We start from the raw sequence: 16876 nt of genomic DNA, 5'->3' as shown, positions 1-16876 counted from the left end.
AAAATAACTGGATCAATACTTGGGCGTCCTACCTCTGAATACATATCTTTCACCAAATCATAAATGAAAGAGAAGTCAATGGCAGCCTCAATTTTACGAACCAAATGGTTCGCTGGCACCCATTGATCTAAAGTAATCATTTCAAGTTGATCTCGCTGAATAGAATTATGTTTAGAAAGCATCCTCATCACCTCAAGTTTTAATACTTCTATTTTAAAACAAAAAAGACTGTAGGCAAAAGAGGTTCTATCTAAATTTTATAACAGAGTTGATTGGAGCGAAAGGTGCGAGACTCCTGCGGGAAAAGCGCGTCTAGGGGAGACCCCGCAGGCGCAAGCCGAGGAGGCTCCCGGACCGCCCGCGGAAAGCGAGTGCCTGGAGTGGAAATCAACGTTCAAATTGTAAAAGCCATAAAAAGACTGTAGACAAACTCGATTTTCATCGAGTTTGTCTACAGTCTGAGCACATCCTTATTGGATGTGCTTTTTTCGTTCACGATTCTTGCTGCCTGCATTTATTTCATACCATTAATGCATTGAAGGTATAAAAAACACGCTGCAATAAATATAATAATATTCCCTTAAAGATGAGCACTGAATAATTTCTTCTATAAAGAGGTATATTGGTAAAAGAAGGAGTGAGTTAGAATTGGATGGTCATACAGTGAAAAATATTTTTGATGATACAGGATACCTTTTTTTATATGATAAATTCAGTTATCATTTTTATATATCCGGATTGTTCGATTTAGTTGAACAAGAAAAAGTAATCTCGGATTTCTTAAATTCTTATGGCTTCGATGATAAAAATCCTCTCTTTTTTGACGACTTTTCCTTTTACTTTAATTGCTTTCATTATTCCCACCAAAAACAAAAGCTGCTAAATTACTTGAAAACCGAGTATGACGAACATATTTGTTAAGTATAAAAGGACAGATAAATTGATCTTGCCTGTTTTAAACGAACACAATTCAAAAAAAGGTAAGAGCATACTAATAGTTCTTACCTTCCTTCATTGAAACTGTTACTCTTCCTTGCCTGCTGCCATATTCAGGTTTATTAATAATGCTTCTTCCGCAATAATAAAATTTCATCTTGTTAACCTTTTTTTCCTATTTATACCAATCGCACCAACGTGGTCAGCAATGGCCGAAGAGTTAATCTGAACCAATATAACCACCATCAAAGCTGTAACGTTTCCATTTATTATCTTTCCTTAGGGAATAATCTGTTTATACGTAAATTAAACTGACTTAAGTGACAGGAGAAAACAAACAGGGGCATAATCCTTCTGATTCAATGCCCCCCATTTGTTTAAGTTTATTACTCCAAATTCTCGGTAAAGAATGATTCCAACTTGTCGAAAGGAATCAAATCTGTCTTGTCGTACAAATCAACATGTCCTACATTTGGAACGATGAACAGCTCTTTTGGTTCCGCAGCCAATTCGTATGCATCTTCACTAAAGTATCGTGAGTGAGCTTGCTCACCGATGATAAACAAAATCGGGCGCGGCGAAATCGATTTAATGTGTGTAAGCAGAGGCAAGTTCATAAATGACATGCTGCTTGTCACGGTAAATTGAGTAATGGAGTTCTGGTGATACCCACGAGGCGTAGAATAGAACTCGCCAAACTCGCGGCCAATAGGGTCTGTATTTTCATCAAATCCAATAGGTGCTCCTCGATGGGCAAGCACTGGCTGGGATGTCTCAAAATCCGCATAACGTTGCTCGGCAAGTGCATCGAGTATACTGTTGCGATCTTCTTCAGTAAAAATGAGTCCTTCCATCCGTTGGCTGCTACACGGGATATATCGTACATGCTGACCGTGGCTATAGCCTTGATGCGTCTATCTACCTGCGCTGCACTGATCGCAAAACCACCGCTGCCACACATACCTATTGCACCAATTTGATTCTTATCTACAAATGGACGTGTACCTAAATAATCAACGGCTGCACTGAAATCTTCTACGAATAAATCTGGAGAAGAAATGTGTCGCGGCTCTCCACCACTGTATCCGTTGTACGATGGGTCAAATGTAAGTGCTATAAAACCACGCTCTGCCATGTTTTGAGCATAAATACCAGGCCCCTGCTCTTTTACACCACCATAAGGCGCACCTATAATAATACCTGCGTGTTTCTTTGTCTCATCAAAATCCTTTGGCATGTAAAGATCTGCTGCAATTTTGATTCCAAACCTGTTTTTGTATGAAACAGACTTTCTTGTTACTTTATTACTTAACTCAAAAATATAGTTATCTGTCTGTGACATTTTTTATCCCTTCTTCTTCAATATTTTTCAGAGATATTACAAACACCCCTGACTTAAAACTCCCATTAAAATCCATATCTTTCATGATTTCTTTCCCATTTGATGTTTCACCATTCTTAGTAAGAAGTACATCACTACTAAAAGAACCAGCTTTGCAACAAATAATATTTCTTGGGTTGAAGTCCACAGGGAGTCTAACTGTTTCCTTTGTTACCAACATCCAACTAGTTAATTTTTAGGATGTGCTGAACAATAAACCCCAAGTTAACTATATAGTTCGACAGATAAGGAGTATTGCTTATCTACTTTTTATATAATTCCTGCAGTGCAATTGTTGTTCTTACGCTGTCTTACAGGCATTGCAGTTTACCTAGTAATTTAGCAACTTAGATTGTACTAGTGTCAATAACAAATCGATACTTTACATCTGATGCTAAGACACGCTCATATGCTTCATCAATTGAATCAGCAGAGATTACTTCAATCTTAGGAGCAATATTATGTTCTGCGCAGAAATCCAACATTTCCTGAGTTTCACGTATGCCTCCAATCGAGGAACCTGCAAATGAACGGCGATGACCGATAAGGGACATTACGTTTAGGGACAATGAATCTGCAGGAGCACCGACATTTACCATAGTGCCATCAAGAGTTAGTAAGGAGAAATACGCATCAAGATCAATCTTGGCACTTACTGTGTTGATGATTAAATCAAAAGATCCTGCAAGCTTCTCAAATGTTTCTGGGTCGCTAGTAGCATAGTAGTTATCTGCGCCAAACTGCAAACCATCCTCTTTTTTATTCAATGTTTGGGATAGAACTGTCACATTTGCGCCCATAGCATGTGCAATCTTGACTGCCATATGACCTAGGCCTCCCAAACCTACAACCGCTACTTTCTTACCTGGACCAGCTCCCCAATGGTTTAATGGTGAATAGGTTGTAATACCTGCACAAAGTAATGGTGCTGCGGCGTCAAGTTCGATGTTATCAGGAATTCTTACGACAAAGTCCTCGGTTACGACGATATGTGTAGAATAACCACCTTGTGTAGGCTCACCATATTTGTCGACACCACCATAGGTTAGAACATTTCCTTTAAGGCAGTACTGCTCTTCCCCTTTAAGGCAGTTCTCACATTTTCCACAGGAGTCAACCATACATCCGACTCCTACACGGTCACCGACTTTATACTTTGTTACCTCGGCTCCAACATCGGTAACAATCCCCGCAATCTCATGTCCTGGTACAAGTGGATAGTTAACGGGACCCCATTCGCCGTGCGCAACATGGATGTCTGAGTGACATATGCCTGCATATTTAATCTCAATTAAAACATCATGTAAATCTAGGTCACGTCTTTTAATTTCTGCTGCTCGAAACGGTTTGTCAGGACCGTCGACAGCTCTTGCTTTAGCAGTTACCATCTCAAAACCCTCCAATTAAATATATTTTTCAAGAGAATGCCTTTGTAACTAGAGGAGAAATGAAAATTTAGGTTCGAAAGCTCTCATTCCCTCATTTCTAAACCTCCTCTTTTCTCTCGCAAAACAATGTTAATCCTTATAGTTAACTCTAAGTCAAGCGATTTTTTTATATTTTTTCCTCATTCTTTTAGTTACAATTAATCTATTAAAATAAGCTATTTCTTTTTTGTGTAGGTTATTTCTCCATTATTTAAGGTGATTTTGACATACAGCAATACTCATGATAAAATCACCCGAAGCCATAGAGTTAACTCGAAGTCTATATCTAATGGAGAACAGGAGTGAAACAATGAACACTTATTCTATTAGTGAAGTTGCAAAAGAATTGAACCTTACAACTTATACCCTACGTTACTACGACAAGGAGGGACTTTTGCCTTTTGTTGAACGAACACCTAACGGAACACGACTGTTTAAAGAATCTGATATTAATGCTTTAAAAATAATTGAATGTCTTAAATCCACCGGGATGCCTATTAAAGAAATTAAAAATTTCATTGATTGGTGTACGGATGGGGATTCCACATTAAAACAAAGACATGACATGTTCTTAGAACGTAAAGCTGCCGTTGAAGCACAGATGGAAGAACTGAACAAAACTATGGAGATCATAAACCTTAAATGTAACTATTATAAAACTGCCTTGGAGGCAGGTACGGAAGATGTTCATAAAAAGGATAAAATTGGGAATTCCAATTAACATGAAGCCACCTATCCTTCAAACCTAATATTGTAGGATAGGTGGCTCTATTTGTGTTTTTTACTGTGCCAATAAAGCATGCTTTACCAAAACAACGCATTTGCTAATCCCTACTCCCACTTTCTTCTTTTTTTCTTAAAATTTCACTTGCTCACTCCTTCATCTAACGATACAAAGTGGCTTAATTTAAAGTTAACAATAAGCCAAGAAAACAATTAATTATTATTTATAAAATTCTCCCTTGAATTAGAGTCTACTCTAACCCTTATACTTAGTCATGTAACTAATTATAATTACTACGTAAGGTGATAAATGGACCTATCTGATGCTATTCGAGTAATAGGGTTGATTCCTTCATTTTTCTAGATTGTGCAAAAATCTACTCTTGCCAATGTTTATTAGCCGAAAAAGGGGGATATTTGAAAATGTCAAAGGATACAAAAGTTGCACTTGTCACTGGCGGTAATCGAGGAATTGGATATGAGCTGGTCAAACAATTGGCTTTGGATGGTTTTAAGGTCATCTTGACAAGTCGAGATCAAAAAATGGGTCATAAAATTGCCAAAAAACTTAAGAAGTCAGATTTAGACGTATCATTTTTGGTAATGGATGTAGACAATCAAGAAAGCATTCTTCAGGCCGCAATTATTGTAAATGATCGATATGGAAGATTAGATGTATTGATTAATAATGCAGGCGTGTATTTGGATGAGGATAAAAAGTTAGTGGTTATGGATCCTTCCATTCTGGAGAAAACAATGGAAACCAATTTCTTTGGAGTTTACCATGTAATCCGTTCCTTTATTCCCATCATGGAAAAACAAGGCTATGGCAGAATTATTAATGTTTCCTCAGAATATGGCGGGATGAGCCAATTGTCATATCCAGGAGTAGGAGCATATAAGTTGTCTAAGTTTGCCTTAAACGGATTAACACAATTGCTTGCTGGAGAAGTCATTCGATCCAGGATGGGTAAGCTCAGATATGGGTGGACCATCTGCTCCAAGGACACCCTAAGCAAGCAGCTGAGTCTTTCTTATGGTTAGCGACGATTGAATCTGAAGGACCAAACGGAAAATTCTTCAGAGGCGGAAAACTAATTGATTGGTAACAATACAGTCTAACAAATAGAATATTAAATGTTTAGGTGTGTTAGGTGAAACCATCCGCTATTGATGCTGACCGCATTGCTGGTGCAAATGCCTTTCCTATTGAGCAACTATCTGATGTAGCCATTAATGAAAGGATAATTCGACCAACTGTTCAAGTTGGTTAATAATAAAAAATGAAGTTATTGGAGGTAGTACAATGGCAAAACATGAAGAAGTAAAAAATGGCGTTATCTTCCCAGTGGGCGAAAAAAATGAAGCATATGCTCAATTTTTTGTCGGACAAAGTTATCTTAAGACATTAATTGCAGATCCTAAAGTAAATGTTGGTGTTGGGAATGTAACCTTTGAACCAGGATGTAGAAATAACTGGCACATTCATCGTAATGGGTTTCAACTTTTATTAGTAACTGGTGGCGAAGGTTGGTATCAAGAAGAAGGAAGACCTGCTCAATTCTTAAAAGCCGGTGATGTTATTGTCACTCATGATGGTGTAAAACACTGGCATGGTGCTACAAAAGACAGCTGGTTTGAACACATTGCAATTACTGCAGGTAAGCCGGAATGGTTGGAACCAGTAACAGATGAGGAATATAACAGATTAAAATAATAATTGAGGATATGAATTGCCCTGTATTACAGGTCTCAGTTTGTAGACAAAAGGGGGTCGGATTAAAAAATTCCGAACCCCTTTTGAAATTTTCCTTTGAATGTTGGCTAAAGTTAAGAGAATGGGGCTCTACGGCCCACTATGTTAGGCGATTTTTTGGACCTTGCCATGTCCAATTGGCCACCTTCTTTAAATTTATCGCAGCGAAAGTAAGCATCGCCTGGCCTCCCCTTCATATAATTAAACTCTATATTTTGCATCTTAAACAACTCTTCGTACTCTGCTTGTTGAAAATCATATATTTCCGCAAGTGAATAAATAGGGTAATAATCAGGGCTATCCATCCAATTACAAAAGAATTCTTCATGGGTATCTGTATAATCACCCTCAATATAACAAGAAAACTCTACGATATATTGGAACTCACCGTTAATCTCAAAAGGATAAGTGGCTTCTTCCCCCGGCACGTAGACTCCTGGTTCCACAGCTATACGAATACCGCAGAAATCCGCCCAACCAATTATGTGTTCGAGGGGAAAACCTGCTACACGTCGATCCACCATGACAGCGAGGGAGTCTGTCGTCCTTGCTTCTGAGATAAGCAACTGGGCCTCACCTTCTGCGAAAACACAATATGCGTTCCGAAGCCTGGTGGTTATACATTTTTCTATTTCGTCATCCGTATAAAAATTAATTTTATTATCCATTTATTTCCATCGTTGATACCTTATTTTAGATTATATTATAGATGATTCGTTAATAATTGTAGGAATCCTTCCTCTACTAACCTGCCCCGATAGTTCCATAAAGAAAAAGCTGCCTTAAAGACAGCTCTGATCTTCAGCTAACGCACGCGTTAGCTGAACAATGTGAATTATTTTCCTTGTTGCTTTTCCCAAGCGAAAAACCAGCAGCTAATAAAGATACTGTGCTAAACCAACTCCAAAAATCATAGAATAGTCGAAATAATTTTTAAGTGCCATACCACTAGAAATAGCTACAATAAACAAAAATAAAAAGAAAACCAACCAGTAATTGCCCCCCTGCTCTCACCACAAGCGCAGCAAGGAGAGCTGTTAACGCAATAAGCACCATCATAGGGTAATACCTTCTGCAAAATCGCTTCCATTTTCCAACAGGATGCCATTTCGCTATTGAAAAAATTTCGGAGCTAGGTTATGCCAATGCATCTTTATCGAATGTTGTTACCCTTTAAAGATAACAAAATAAAGCCGAAACTCCGTTAGCATAGAGGTATCCTGCTCTATGTTTCATTTATTATTTAATAATTCAACGGTATGCATTCAAGTGGTCAGTGACCCACTGATTGAACGAACGAGGGTATCTACCTGTTATTTCTTTTACAGTCGGACTAACACCTGTCGGGTTAGCTTGTTTAAGCCCCTGGATTGCAGCTTCGACAATTTCATCAGGATAAAAATCTTTCATGTTCTCTAACGCCGTTCCTTCCGATATATCAATAAATTGAATATCCTTTTGGAGAACATCGCTAAGAACCTCAACCTGATCAATTGGGGACATTAACTCTGATCCTGTTAACAGATAAATTTTCTCCGCATGTCCTGATGAAATAAGTGACAGAACAGCAACGTCCGCAATGTCCCTCGGGTCAATATAGGCTGCTCCCGAAGTACCGAATGGCGCACGGACAATTCCTTCCGAACGAATAGATTGTGCCCATTGAAGCGTATTGGACATAAATCCCCCTGCCCTTAAAAAGGTCCAATTTACCCCCGACTCACGAACAGCCTCTTCAGCTGCTGAGTGGAATCTTGCAATAGCATTGTCAGGATGCTCGTTGATGGATAATGAAGACAGTAAGACGATCTGCTCAACCCCTGCCTGCCGCGCAACAAAAGGGAAGGTTTTGTCGGCTTCGTGTGTGATTACCCAAAAGACCTTTTTTATTCCGTCTAAAAATGCTGGGAATGTATCTGTCTTTTCTAAATCTCCCGAAACCACCTCAACACCGTTTGGCAGTTTGGCTTTTTCTGGGCTTCGGCTCAAAGCCCTAACACTGCGACCTTCACCGACAAGTCGTTCAACGACATACCGACCAACCGTACCAGTTGCTCCTGTTACTAAGATCACTTCTTTTCACCTGCATTTTCAATAATTTGAGCGACCCGATAGGAATTGACTCTCACTCTCTTGGCTCCAAGATTTTAAACTAATTCATCAACAGCAGCCTGAATGCCCATATGGTCAGTTTCAATAATGAATTCTGACCATGCTTCTTTGGAGTGCCATTGAGCGTAGTTCACAACTCGCATGCCATCTTCACTTGCATGGAAACTCGCTGAAACGAACCCGGAGTATCTCTTAAAATGCGGTTCGACTTTACTAATGATTCCCTCTATCAAAGCCTGCTGGTGTTGTGGTTCGACTTCGAATTCAACGATCACCGTAAAGTATTCGTTTTTATTAATCGTCGGCATCTTTTATTCCTCCTCAAGTAATGTAGGTTAGCGTGTTGCCTCTAATCGTCTGTTGCCCCCAACCTATATAGATTAGAAGTTATCTTTTAAAATTGAGATTCTGCTCAAATTTTAATGAAATGCGTCCTTAATCATTCAGAAATTCTTGGCCACTTGAACAGCTTTATATATCCCTTTCTCAATAATAACTTCACGTTGATCAGGAAATTGATTATGTCCCTCAATAACTACTGTTGTAATGTCTTTTATACCAAATACATTCAAATGATTCTTAACAAAGCTTACAGCCATTTCAGAGGTATCTCCTTCGGCGTATACCCCACCTCTTGCGTTTAATAATGCCACTTTCTTATTGGGTAATAGACCAACTAAGCCTTCAGCAGTATATTTAAATGTTTTACGTGGGTGATGCAGATAATCAAGGTACGAGTGTAACACGGCAGGAACGGTTAAGTTCCAAAGTGGAAAGGCCATAATTACTTTATCAGCAGCTATAAACTGTTCAAGGTGCTTAGCCACAACATCATGTGCAGACTTTTCCTCTAGTGTAAGCTCCATTCCCTGGGAGGATTTGAAATTTCCACTAATCATAACATCACCTAAATAAGGTAATGGTTCATTAAATAAATCGAGTTCAATCACCGTGTCATTAGGATATGAGGCTCTGTAGCTTTCTAAAAATGCATCATATAATCTCCCACTAACTGATTCTTGACGATTGTTCGCTTTTACAAATAAAGTTGTTGTCATTTAATCTCCTCCAAATATGAATAATAGTGAAACTTGATCTAAACTAACTTCGACCTTCCAACTGAATGCTTTTTCTCTTTTCTCTGCCATACTGAAAATAGTAAAACAACAGAATGACCACATGTAAAGCAGCAAGTACGATGAAGATAATACTGTAAATAAAACCGTTTGAATTGATATTGAACGGATTCCAGAGGACATCAGAACCAATATCCACAACCCAGCTATAAACCGCTGTAGCCATTCCTCCAGCAATAAAATTCATCATTGAAAAGAGTCCCATACCCACTCCAACCTGATCCTTTGGTAATGTTCTTGAGATTGAATTGGACATAGTAATGAGCATAAAGGATTGCCCGACATTACCGAAAATCAGAAATATGGCAATGAAAAGTGGAGGACTTCCAGTAAAGATTGAAAGTAAAACAAAACAGGTCAATAATGATCCAGATCCAACAAAGAATAGATGCGAGTTCCCTTTCAAGTCAGCTAATTTGCCACCCTTTCTCCCCAAAATGGCTGAGGCAACTGCTGCAGGAACCATTGCAAAACCAATCCAACTAGATGTTAGCTGATGAACCTGTGATAGAAGCAGGGGGCTAAGAAAATAGAGAGAAAAACCAATCCCGTTTATTAGAAAAGCAAGCGTTAAAATGAGTATATACTCCTTGTTTTTAAAGAGTTTAGGTTGAACAAACGGATCGGCAACGGTACGAATTCGAGCTATGAAGAACACCAGAGCTAGTACCCCCCCACTCATAAACCACCATGTTCCATTCGTAACACTTAGAAGAAACAAAACTACTGCTACAGCTAACAAACCCCCTCCAAACCAGTCAAATCTCCCAGACACTCCCTGCTGCTCATCTTTCAAATATTTACGATAAAAAGGTAACGTGATTAAAATTAAAAGAGGGATACAGAATAACCAACGCCAATGAGCAACACTGACAATTAATGCAGCAATAACTGGTCCAAGAGCACTGCCGATGGCCAAACCTACTGCTGCCATGCCTAAAGCTGAACCTCTTCGCTCTGGAGCAATGTAGCGTACAGGAATTATCATAGCTGTTGCTGGGATAGCAGCAGCCCCCATTGCCTGCAAGCACCTTCCGACAAGTGCTAACCAGAATGTTTGGGAAGCTAGACCGACCAGTGAACCGATAGCAAAAAGTATCAATCCGAACGTCAGCAAATTTTTAAGTTTGTAGCTATCTGCTAACTTTCCGTAAGTCACTGTCCCAATCGCATAAATCAGAGCATATGCAGAAGTGAACCAACTTACTTGAGTGATAGAAAGATTGAACTCTTCACTAATATCAGGGAGTACGATGTTAAACATTAATCCACTCATTGCTGCAATGATAAGCGTAAACATTAAAATGAGCATCAATGTCTCACCTGTTTGTTGCTGAACTTCCTTTTCCATTTCTTACACTCCTTTCGTTTTTTTTAAAAGTACAAGGTTTTCCATATCCTTAACTCACAAATTGCATGAATGGCTGCCTGCACTGACTGACATTTTTTTTAAAAAAAATACTAGGGGGTTAAAGCCCTAGTGAATATTTGGACACTCTCCATTATAAATTCTTCCAGTGATACGGTTGGAAAGTTACCATTTGACTCCAAATCGTTCATAAATGCACCAAAATTCATCATCATGAACGACAACGCCTGAACTTCTGGGTTCGTCCGTATCAGTTTGCCTTTCTCGAACATAACCGTGAAATATTCTGTTAAGATTTCCATTAATTGTTGAGGCTGTTTCTGTGTTCTTTCTCGAAACCCTGGCATATTGCCTTCTTCCTTGATACTGATCTGAATCATTTTCCGGTTGCGGTTCATAATTTCATGGTACGTCCTGCTAATCATGAGCAAATCTGCATGTAAATCCCACGTAAGCTTCTCGTTAAAAAGCTTTTTCATCTCTTCGATATAATGAAAACGGTCAAAAGCAGATTCGAGAAGATTTTGCTTGCTACCGAAGTGGCGAAACAGCGTCTTTTCGCTTAAACCAGCTGTGGTGGCGATTTCCATAGTGGACACACCATTGTAGCCTTTCTCAGCTATTAGATCGATAGCTGCCAACAGCAGTTTATCATTGCTGCTAAGATTTTTACTTTTGTTCATTCTTTCACCAGCTTTTCTTTAAAAATGACTGTCAGTACTGACTGTTAATTTATATTATTCCATTTAATGTTAAATATCAAAAGAAATTTCACTTTTTTCATAAAAAAATCTTCTTCAAATTCTAGATCTGTGTATAGGATATTCACGTGAGGTTAACATACATGTCCTAACAGAAGTTCCCTATTACAAAACTCCTTAGGTGACACGAAGTTTCAACTTGTAACAACAATTTATTGTTTAGATTTTATAAATTGTTGATAAATCAACGTTTATGTGTGCTTAAGCGCTCCTGATAGTTGCATAAAAATGGGGTTTATAGAAACCTTTATTCAATTAAATGGCCCAATTGTTGAATAAAGATGAAACAGTAGTCTTCAACTATCCTGCCCCGTTAGTTCATTAACAAAGTATCAAACTTTATTTCATGGCTACACAAACGCTCGTACCCTTTGTTGCTTTTGTGAACGTACTAGTCAATTCAGTAAACTTCACTTCTTTTCTGGAAAAAAAGGCAGTCGCGAAGCTCAACTTTAACAAATTATACAAAATACCTATTTTAAAAACTTTTCATAATAAAAAGCTACCCATTAAGAGTGGGTAGCACGTATTACATGTTATTTGAAAACAATTTGTAGTTTTCCATATACTTTGCCAGAAGAGTATCCATCTTTAACATCAACATAAAATTTACCTATTTTCATATCTGTAAATAATGTCTTTCCACCAGCTAAGCTATGATAGCCTGTGCACTTTCCAGTACTGGCATTGCAAAGACGGGACCATATGTTACTATAATTAGTCAACAACTTACTTCCAGAAGAAGTCTTTAAATAGATTGGGGAAACCAGTTCTACCTCTAAGTCACTACCTTTGTTAGGATTTCCAATTTCACCATCCCATTTTCCATCTTCTGTTTGAAAAGAATACTGAGGAACACTTGCTTGAGCAGAAGAATTACCTAATACCATTCCACCTACCAGAACTAACACAAAGATACTTAAGATTGAAAATAAGTTTTTTATGTTATTTCCTCCTCCCATCTTTATCCCTTTTATAATATCAGAATAAACTGATTATTAAATGATTAAAAATGACTATAGCTTCTTAGCTTCAAACATCTTTTGGTTGCGTCATCTTCATCGTTTTACAGTTCTAGTCACTACGTTTGTTTAGCTATCCTGCATTTATTTTCTTTTAGAACGCATACCTTTAAGTTTTGTAATGTCATCTTGCTTAAGCAACTGGTTATACATTTCACTGTTAACATCATATATGGCAATTTTCCCCTGATTATTATAATGAATTCCCCATCCATAATTTTTCACTAAAGGAGAAGCCCTGAAGCAAGCCTTGGATTTTGAAAAGAACTGTTCTCGAAGTTCAGCTACATTTTCCGCTTCTATTTGATTTTTGAGTAAATATGTTTTGAATTGTACGTCTTCTTGTGTAAATTTATAAGGGTTATGGTTAATTAAATCATGTTCAATATAAGCAATGGTGGGTTTTTCGTTTTTGATGACAGGTACCTTTGCTGAAGTAACTTTTGAATCCTCTGAAATGGTAATAAGTGTGTTCTTATAACTCATATAACAACCTCCTTAATCAGCAGTGTGCATATCCATATACCGTATCATACCATTATTTTCTTCCGCTATCCTGCCCCGGGGACTCTTGGTCTTAGTTTAGTAATGTTGCTGGCTTCTCCGTGTTTTACAAATACCATGCAATACTTTCAACAATTTCACCACAGAGTACCACCATCGATTGCTTTCCGCGTAAGGGATTTTGTTGGCGTGTTGTGTAATATTCATGAAGCTGTTTAAACCCCTCGTTGTGACGAATGAGGGGTACTATTACTTTGAAAAGAATATATCTAAGTCGCTTTCATCCTCATTTGGAGATATGTTTTTGTCCCTTATGTTGACCAGATGAGTTTTCCCGTAATGTTAATCCCGCTAGTTTAATCAATTGGCGTGGATTTTCATAAAGTGAAAAGCTTCCAACTTCTGAAAGCAAATCAACAATGGTTGCATCTCCTAATCCAGGAACTGAAGCCAGCAGTTCATATTCCATAGTTGTTTGGGCCATTTCGGATAATTGACTATTCACAGTTTCAATTCTAGTAAGCGCTACTGACGCAGGAGCGTGGCAATTTCATGTCGGGCCATCTGTGTCCCTTCTGTCAGTCCAATTGAGTTTCGCTGCTTCAATGAGTAGCTTTGCTTTTGGTAGCTGTGGGGCTCTCTTTCCCTTTACCTTACGGTAAAGAAAGACAAGCTCCTCAGCACTTTTTCTATCGATATCCTGTGGCAACGGAGTCATTTCCAAGTTAGCTAGAGCCATCTTTCCGAAAGCCGGAAAGACTTGAGTAAACTCGGGAAAATAACGATCAAGCCAACGAATGATTCGGTTTTTAATACTCGCTAAATCTTCCGTTAACTTTGAACGAAGAGTAGATCCGATACGAAGTTCTGCTTCTACTTCTTTTAATAAACGTGGATAGCTAAAACGCCCATCTTTCAATAAACGAGCGATGACTAATACATCTTTTTTATCGTTCTTTGTCGGTAAAGTTCCTTCGATCGTTTGCCATGCATTGGATTCACCATGACTAGTGGTATGTCGTAATGATCTAAGAAATTAGCTAAGTTCATCCAGTAGTGGCCTGTTGGCTCAATTCCAACAATTACTTCTGTTTTCTTAGCTTCCTTCATCGTTTGACGAATCTTTTCATACAGGTGTTCAAAGCCCTCTTTTGATTGATGTACTGCGAAGGCTTTTTCTATCACGCGCCCTCGTTCATCAACAAAACAAGCGTAATGAACACGCTTGGCAATATCCATACCAACAACGAGTGTATTTTCAGTAACTTGATTAATTTTTTCATTCCATTTAAACTGCATAGAGAAGTCCTCCTTGTTTGATGCTGGGTCAATGGTCGTTGACACTCATGCATCATACAAGAGGGCTCTTTTTCTTTCAAGACCCCGAACATCCTTCTAACAGGAATGCTGCCCCGATAGTTTCAAAGGCTGCCTCAGCAACCTGGGAATTGAAGTAAAACACATCTTAATCTAAGTTCATAACTCTTTCTCCTCTGATAAGGGATCAAAAAGTTAAATGGTCATTCTTCATTACTCTTAATCATAAGGAACAAGGAGAACATTTATTAGGGGGTGGTCTTTATGAGAACAAGTTATAGAAGATGGACAGAGTTTCCTTACCCAGGGGAAAGTATCTCACCTAAAGGTTCTCCGGAGGCAGGAAATTGGCCAATGTTTTTTATTTCAAGGGGAAGAGACAATGATTTCCTGGACCCCTTTCATCAACGAATCATTTGGCGAATTAAAAATCCTCTTGATATTGATTGGGAAACAGAGTTATTCATTGTAGAAGAGACATTAAAGTCATTGACTTCCCAGCAAATACGCATCACACAATATTGGGGAACAGGTGAATTAACCGCGAAAATTACCACTCTAATTTTCAATTTAGCTGAAAAGTATATGCTGGGGTCACCGAGTGTTGCAAGGGTTCAGAGTTATTTCCACGCTGCTATGAATGATACCTTTGTTATCACGTGGTTTTTTAAATATCATTGGGATGTTGCACGTCCAAATCAATATGGCAGAAATCTGTCTACAGTGTTGTTTACCCCTCGTTTTCCAGCATACCCTTCTGCACACGCAACTGTGGCAGGATGTGCAGAGACAGTATTAAGTTATATCTTTCCTCAAGAGTCTTCCGAAATAAAAAAAATAATGGAAGAAAGTGCTCAATCTCGTTTGTACGCTGGCGTACATTTTAACGTGGATAACAATGAAGGCTTAAGGTTAGGCAGACAAATTGGAGAGGTAGTTGTAAGCTTTTTAAGGGCACAAAATCTAAATACGCTTCAATAATATTTTGGGTTTAGGTTGTGCTAACCTGAACCTTTAGTTAAATAAAGAAAGAGCTGCCTTTAAGACAGCTCGGATCTTCAGCTAACGCACCCGTTAGTTGAATAAAAAACCTTTTTAATTTGAATAAAACCAGCGAATAGGTGGCTCTATACCTGCTTCTCCTAATAGATATACAAAAACGAAAAAGAAACAGATCAGCATTCCAAACAACATAACCATAATAGAAAGTCCTATATTAGCCTTCTTTATAAGTCCAAGTAATCCACAAATAAAACTTAAGATTCCCAAAAATAATTCAAAAAAAGCAACTGGATACACCGAAAAATGCTCTATAACATACACTCTCACAAAATTAAAGATGGATATAGACAGAAAGAAAATAATTTGCAAAATTAGACCCAAAAAAGGGATGCTCACTTTTCAAAGCTCCTTTCCAATGAAATGTACACGTTTCCTGATAATACATAGAATTTCTTTGTATGTAAATATAAATTTTTTTAATTCTTATTGAAGTATCCTGCCCCGTTATCAAAATAAAAAAACCGCCTGAATTGGCAGCTGGATCTTTAAGTATTACACCCGATAGTTTAAGAAGAAGTCTTTAATATTTATCTGATTTGCTCCGCCAACTCTAAAATAATTCCCTCTGGACCACGAACGTAGCATAACTTATAACTTTCTTCATATTGCTGTATCTCACTAAAGATTTCCGTGCCCTTCTTTTTCAATTTTGCAACTATAGCTTCAATATCTTCAACAGCAAAGCAAATATGTCGGATACCCAGCGTATTTGCAAAAGGCTGCTGAATATCTTTTTCATCTGACGGCGTATAAAATTTGACTAGCTCTATCCATGCCTGACCATCTGGCATCCCCAATCCTACACAGGCCGTTTTAACATCATTAAGCCCAACTATTCTATCCAACTGTTCTCCATCCAATTCCCATTCCGCTTGCACTTCAAGTCCTAAATCAAGAAAAAACGCTTTAGCCTCTGAAAGATCATTTACGTTTATACTCACATGATCTATTCTATTGATCTTCATATCTCATACCTCCTATGTCCCTGTTATTTCAATACCTGTATTCGTGTAAGGTTTGTTTGTAATTCTAATTCGCTTAAAACAGAAAATATCCTTCTTCAACAAACCTGCCCCTTTAGTTCCATAAGAAACTCCTATGGCGGCGCTCCTCGCCGCCACCATCTACTACGAAAACCTAAACTCAAAATAGAGTCTAACCCATTAACCTCTTGACGATAATGGATGATAACAATACAACCAGGCTGAACTTTGTAACAAATCTACTGTCATATGTATTGTTAATCTTTTTTTGAGGTGATTCTCCTACGGAAGCAATGATTGAACGGTGTGCTGGCCTAGATGTACACCAAGAAACAGTAGTAGCCTGTGTATTATTTGGTCCATTATATAAAAAGCCAAAAACCTCTA

18 protein-coding genes and 1 pseudogene are annotated in these 16876 nt (G+C 38.2%); 4 read left to right on the top strand and 15 right to left on the bottom strand.

Features of this window, described 5'->3' with window-relative positions:
- The 4 genes from J7E52_RS14500 to J7E52_RS14490 all read right to left on the bottom strand — a co-directional run.
- Positions 1–182, bottom strand: a 182-nt coding sequence (locus J7E52_RS14500) for a transposase (RefSeq protein ID WP_483861537.1), incomplete at its 3' end; no start/stop codon positions are given.
- A gap of 1140 nt (positions 183–1322) precedes the next feature.
- Positions 1323–1553: an alpha/beta hydrolase gene (locus J7E52_RS26995; RefSeq protein WP_286197775.1), complete on the bottom strand. Its 231-nt coding sequence runs from the start codon at positions 1551–1553 to the stop codon at positions 1323–1325.
- Between the two features lie 17 nt (positions 1554–1570).
- A complete protein-coding gene (locus J7E52_RS14495; protein WP_286197774.1) occupies positions 1571–2278 on the bottom strand; it encodes an alpha/beta hydrolase in 708 nt (235 codons plus the stop codon).
- Positions 2279–2664: 386 nt separating this feature from the next.
- A complete protein-coding gene (locus J7E52_RS14490; RefSeq protein WP_214747675.1) occupies positions 2665–3705 on the bottom strand; it encodes an NAD(P)-dependent alcohol dehydrogenase in 1041 nt (346 codons plus the stop codon).
- A gap of 349 nt (positions 3706–4054) precedes the next feature.
- On the opposite strand from J7E52_RS14490, the gene J7E52_RS14485 reads away from it, so the two are divergent.
- The 3 genes from J7E52_RS14485 (at position 4055) to J7E52_RS14470 (ending at position 6184) form a co-directional block, all read left to right on the top strand.
- A complete protein-coding gene (locus J7E52_RS14485; protein WP_214747672.1) occupies positions 4055–4465 on the top strand; it encodes a MerR family transcriptional regulator in 411 nt (136 codons plus the stop codon).
- A gap of 425 nt (positions 4466–4890) precedes the next feature.
- A complete protein-coding gene (locus J7E52_RS14480) occupies positions 4891–5511 on the top strand; it encodes an SDR family NAD(P)-dependent oxidoreductase (protein ID WP_309476891.1) in 621 nt (206 codons plus the stop codon).
- A 262-nt stretch (positions 5512–5773) separates the two neighbouring features.
- Complete coding sequence (locus J7E52_RS14470) at positions 5774–6184, top strand: cupin domain-containing protein (protein WP_214747669.1); 411 nt, start codon at positions 5774–5776, stop codon at positions 6182–6184.
- Between the two features lie 113 nt (positions 6185–6297).
- On the opposite strand, the gene J7E52_RS14465 is transcribed toward J7E52_RS14470, so the two are convergent.
- From J7E52_RS14465 to J7E52_RS14425, 9 genes and pseudogenes are all read right to left on the bottom strand, one after another.
- Positions 6298–6891, bottom strand: coding sequence for a class I SAM-dependent methyltransferase (locus J7E52_RS14465; RefSeq protein WP_214747666.1), 594 nt, complete (start codon positions 6889–6891; stop codon positions 6298–6300).
- A 583-nt stretch (positions 6892–7474) separates the two neighbouring features.
- Positions 7475–8296, bottom strand: coding sequence for an SDR family oxidoreductase (locus J7E52_RS14460; RefSeq protein ID WP_214747663.1), 822 nt, complete (start codon positions 8294–8296; stop codon positions 7475–7477).
- A gap of 74 nt (positions 8297–8370) precedes the next feature.
- Positions 8371–8643: an antibiotic biosynthesis monooxygenase family protein gene (locus J7E52_RS14455; RefSeq protein ID WP_286197772.1), complete on the bottom strand. Its 273-nt coding sequence runs from the start codon at positions 8641–8643 to the stop codon at positions 8371–8373.
- Positions 8644–8778: 135 nt separating this feature from the next.
- Positions 8779–9393: an FMN-dependent NADH-azoreductase gene (locus J7E52_RS14450; RefSeq protein ID WP_214747660.1), complete on the bottom strand. Its 615-nt coding sequence runs from the start codon at positions 9391–9393 to the stop codon at positions 8779–8781.
- 43 nt (positions 9394–9436) lie between these two features.
- A complete protein-coding gene (locus tag J7E52_RS14445) occupies positions 9437–10822 on the bottom strand; it encodes an MFS transporter (protein ID WP_214747657.1) in 1386 nt (461 codons plus the stop codon).
- A 110-nt stretch (positions 10823–10932) separates the two neighbouring features.
- A complete protein-coding gene (locus J7E52_RS14440; RefSeq protein WP_214747653.1) occupies positions 10933–11523 on the bottom strand; it encodes a TetR/AcrR family transcriptional regulator in 591 nt (196 codons plus the stop codon).
- Positions 11524–12137: 614 nt separating this feature from the next.
- Positions 12138–12563 carry a hypothetical protein gene (locus J7E52_RS14435; protein ID WP_286197771.1) on the bottom strand — a complete coding sequence of 142 codons (426 nt, stop codon included), beginning with the start codon at positions 12561–12563 and terminating at the stop codon, positions 12138–12140.
- A gap of 144 nt (positions 12564–12707) precedes the next feature.
- Positions 12708–13109 carry a DUF6157 family protein gene (locus J7E52_RS14430; protein ID WP_214747650.1) on the bottom strand — a complete coding sequence of 134 codons (402 nt, stop codon included), beginning with the start codon at positions 13107–13109 and terminating at the stop codon, positions 12708–12710.
- Positions 13110–13205: 96 nt separating this feature from the next.
- A pseudogene (locus J7E52_RS14425) lies at positions 13206–14426 on the bottom strand (IS110 family RNA-guided transposase).
- 282 nt (positions 14427–14708) lie between these two features.
- Here J7E52_RS14425 and J7E52_RS14420 point away from each other — a divergent pair.
- Complete coding sequence (locus J7E52_RS14420; RefSeq protein WP_214747647.1) at positions 14709–15425, top strand: vanadium-dependent haloperoxidase; 717 nt, start codon at positions 14709–14711, stop codon at positions 15423–15425.
- A gap of 608 nt (positions 15426–16033) precedes the next feature.
- Here the strand turns inward: J7E52_RS14420 and J7E52_RS14415 are convergent.
- Both J7E52_RS14415 and J7E52_RS14410 read right to left on the bottom strand, forming a co-directional pair.
- A complete protein-coding gene (locus J7E52_RS14415; RefSeq protein ID WP_214713992.1) occupies positions 16034–16471 on the bottom strand; it encodes a VOC family protein in 438 nt (145 codons plus the stop codon).
- Between the two features lie 190 nt (positions 16472–16661).
- Positions 16662–16876: hypothetical protein (locus J7E52_RS14410; RefSeq protein ID WP_214747646.1), on the bottom strand; the 215-nt coding region annotated here is incomplete at its 5' end.

Source organism: Bacillus sp. ISL-34, from assembly GCF_018613325.1.
Lineage (GTDB): Bacteria > Bacillota > Bacilli > Bacillales > DSM-1321 > Peribacillus.
Note: the sequence above shows the minus strand (reverse complement) of the source record. Positions and strands in the feature narration are given on the sequence as shown.

Bases quoted from the DNA above. Each gene is read 5' to 3' on its own strand.
- J7E52_RS14465 (WP_214747666.1), bottom strand. From the start codon at position 6,891: ATGGATAATAAAATTAATTTTTATACGGATGACGAAATAGAAAAATGT.
- J7E52_RS14495 (WP_286197774.1), bottom strand. From the start codon at position 2,278: ATGTCACAGACAGATAACTATATTTTTGAGTTAAGTAATAAAGTAACA.
- J7E52_RS14440 (WP_214747653.1), bottom strand. From the start codon at position 11,523: ATGAACAAAAGTAAAAATCTTAGCAGCAATGATAAACTGCTGTTGGCA.
- J7E52_RS14445 (WP_214747657.1), bottom strand. From the start codon at position 10,822: ATGGAAAAGGAAGTTCAGCAACAAACAGGTGAGACATTGATGCTCATT.
- J7E52_RS14435 (WP_286197771.1), bottom strand. From the start codon at position 12,563: ATGGGAGGAGGAAATAACATAAAAAACTTATTTTCAATCTTAAGTATC.
- J7E52_RS14420 (WP_214747647.1), top strand. From the start codon at position 14,709: ATGAGAACAAGTTATAGAAGATGGACAGAGTTTCCTTACCCAGGGGAA.
- J7E52_RS26995 (WP_286197775.1), bottom strand. From the start codon at position 1,553: ATGAACTTGCCTCTGCTTACACACATTAAATCGATTTCGCCGCGCCCG.
- J7E52_RS14480 (WP_309476891.1), top strand. From the start codon at position 4,891: ATGTCAAAGGATACAAAAGTTGCACTTGTCACTGGCGGTAATCGAGGA.
- J7E52_RS14430 (WP_214747650.1), bottom strand. From the start codon at position 13,109: ATGAGTTATAAGAACACACTTATTACCATTTCAGAGGATTCAAAAGTT.
- J7E52_RS14450 (WP_214747660.1), bottom strand. From the start codon at position 9,393: ATGACAACAACTTTATTTGTAAAAGCGAACAATCGTCAAGAATCAGTT.
- J7E52_RS14490 (WP_214747675.1), bottom strand. From the start codon at position 3,705: ATGGTAACTGCTAAAGCAAGAGCTGTCGACGGTCCTGACAAACCGTTT.
- J7E52_RS14485 (WP_214747672.1), top strand. From the start codon at position 4,055: ATGAACACTTATTCTATTAGTGAAGTTGCAAAAGAATTGAACCTTACA.
- J7E52_RS14455 (WP_286197772.1), bottom strand. From the start codon at position 8,643: ATGCCGACGATTAATAAAAACGAATACTTTACGGTGATCGTTGAATTC.
- J7E52_RS14470 (WP_214747669.1), top strand. From the start codon at position 5,774: ATGGCAAAACATGAAGAAGTAAAAAATGGCGTTATCTTCCCAGTGGGC.
- J7E52_RS14415 (WP_214713992.1), bottom strand. From the start codon at position 16,471: ATGAAGATCAATAGAATAGATCATGTGAGTATAAACGTAAATGATCTT.